Genomic DNA, 2550 nt, shown 5'->3' on the forward strand with positions numbered 1-2550 from the left:
CCGTTGTCGTCACCCGGCTCCTGGGTGGCGCCGCCGTTGTCGTCCCCCGGCTCCTGGGTGGAGCCGCCACGGTCGTCCCCCGGTTCCTGGGTGGCGCCGCCACGGTCATCACCCGGCTCGGACGTCCGACCGCCGCGGTCGTCCCCCGGCTCCGAGGTCCGACCGCCACGGTCGTCCCCCGGCTCGGGGGTCCTCGATCGGGACGGGGTCGCGGTCGGACTGGCAGACGATGACGCGGCCCGGGTCGCCTGGCCGCTCGAGGGGCTCGGCCGCACGGTGAGAGTGGAATCGTCGCCGACCTCGACGGTCTGGGCGTCGCTGGGCGCTCGTACCGGCAACTGGTGGCTGAAGGACGGGTTGTGGGCCAAGCCCGCCACCGCGGGCGCAGCGGCGAGTCCGGTGGCGGTGAGCGCAGTTGCGGTCAGCAGGAACAAGCGGTTCATGTCGATCTCCCAGTGGCTGGTGAAGCTGTCTGACTCAGTTCTCCTCCCTTGCCCGGTACGCACACCATCAGACGATGGGACTAGTACCCGTCGCCAGGTGGATCCGCGCCCGCGAAACGGCAGCCGTAGCCGGGCCCGGGCCGAGATCCCAACAGCCCCCCACGTCACTCTCTTCACACGGCTTTAAATATAAGAACTTCCATTGAAATCTGTGTCAAATCTCGCTACGGTCCGTAACGGGCAGTTATCCGCGCGGGGGGCCTTCCAACCGTCGAACAGAGTCGGTGTAGGCGCGCGCCCGTAGTGCTGAATCCATGCCATGCCCTTTTCCCACCATCGTTTCACCGACCCCTGAAGGAACCCATCCATGGTTCTTCCCCAGCGACCTCGTCGCTCCACCGCGATCCTGAGCCTCACGGGGCTGGCGGCACTCGCCGTCACCGGTATCGCACTCACCACCAGCCCGGCCACCGCCGCGCCTAGTCCCAAGGCGTCACCGAGCGCGTTGGCCGCGCAATCCGCGGCCCGCCTGGTCGCCTCCCGGCCCGCCTCGCTGCACGCCAGCAAGGACGACGCCTTCCTCGCCCACTCGGTGATCTCCACCAAGGAGGGCCTGCAGTACGTGCCTTATGACCGCACCTACAAGGGGTTGCCGGTCTACGGCGGCGACTTCGTCGTCGTCACCAACTCCGCCGGTCAGGTGCTGTCGACCGCGACGGCGCAGGACAAGGTCGTCAACGTGAGCACCGCCGCCAGCCAGACCGGCGCGCAGGCCGCCGCCGCGGCTCGGGCGCAGGTCAAGGGCCACACCGTCGACTCGGTCTCCAGCGCCCGTAAGGTCGTGCTGGCCTTGGGCACCCCGCGGTTGGCCTACGAGACGGTGGTCTCCAGCCACGCCGGCGCGACCCCGAGCAAGCTGCACGTCTTCACCGACGCCAAGACCGGCGCGGTGGCCTACTCCTACGACGAGGTCCGCGAGGGCTCGGGCACCGGCAAGTGGAACGGCCCGAACCCGCTGGCGATCGACACCAGCCACCCGACCAGCACCACCTGGACGATGACCGACCCGATCCGCTCGGGCATCTCCTGCCGCGACTTCACCAGCAAGGCGGTGCTGTCCGGTTCTGATGACGTGTGGGGCAACGGCGTGGGCAGCAACCGCGAAACCGGCTGCGTGGACGCCCTGTTCGACGTCCAGCACGAGTGGAGCATGCTCAGCAGCTGGCTGGGGCGTAACGGCATCAACGGCTCCGGCGGCGGCTACCCGATCTACATGGGCCTCAACGACGTCAACGCCTACTGGGACGGCACCAGCGTCTCGGTCGGGCACAACAACGCCGGCGACTGGATCTCCGAGCTGGACGTGATCGGCCACGAGTTCGGCCACGCCGTGGACAACTTCACCCCCGGCGGCATCGGCTCCTCAGCCGTCGCGGAGTTCACCGGTGACGTCTTCGGCGCCCTGACCGAGGCCTACGCCAACGAGGCCGCAGCCTATGACCCGCCGGACTACCAGGTCGGTGAAGAGGTCAACCTGGTCGGCTCGGGACCGATCCGCTACATGTACAACCCGTCGCTGGCCGGTGACCCGAACTGCTACTCCAGCTCCATCCCGACCACCGAGACCCACTCCGCCGCCGGCCCCGGCAACCACTGGTTCTACCTGCTCGCCGAGGGCACCAACCCCACCAACGGCCAGCCCACCAGCACCACCTGCAACGGCTCCACCAACCTCGTCGGCATCGGCATCCAGACCGCCGGCAAGATCTTCTACAACGCGATGCTGGCCAAGACCACGAACATGTCCTACGGCCAGTACCGCACCCAGACCCTCAACGCCGCCAAGAACCTCACCCCCGGCAACTGCACCAACTTCAACAAGGTCAAGGCAGCCTGGGACGCAGTCAGCGTCCCCGCTCAGAGTGCTGACCCCACCTGCACCACCACCGGTGGCGTGACCGTCACCAACCCGGGTTCGCAGTCGGGGACGGTGGGTACGGCCAAGTCGTTGCAGATGTCGGCCAGTGGCGGCAGCGCGCCGTACTCCTGGACGGCGACGGGTCTGCCGGCCGGGTTGAGCATCAACGCCTCCACGGGTCTGATCTCG

Annotated in this window: 1 protein-coding gene and 1 pseudogene; one reads left to right on the forward strand and one right to left on the reverse strand. The window is 68.2% G+C overall.

All coding sequences use genetic code 11. The features are described 5' to 3' along the window. Window positions 1-443, reverse strand: a pseudogene (locus VF542_RS13360) (hypothetical protein); the annotation flags it as partial. A 367-nt stretch (window positions 444-810) separates the two neighbouring features. Between VF542_RS13360 and VF542_RS13365 the strand changes: the two are divergent. Continuing rightward, a partial coding sequence (locus tag VF542_RS13365; RefSeq protein WP_408652199.1) for a M4 family metallopeptidase occupies window positions 811-2550 on the forward strand: 1740 nt, incomplete at its 3' end.

This window comes from Jatrophihabitans sp. (genome assembly GCF_036389215.1).
Classification (GTDB): Bacteria; Actinomycetota; Actinomycetes; order Mycobacteriales; family Jatrophihabitantaceae; genus Jatrophihabitans_A.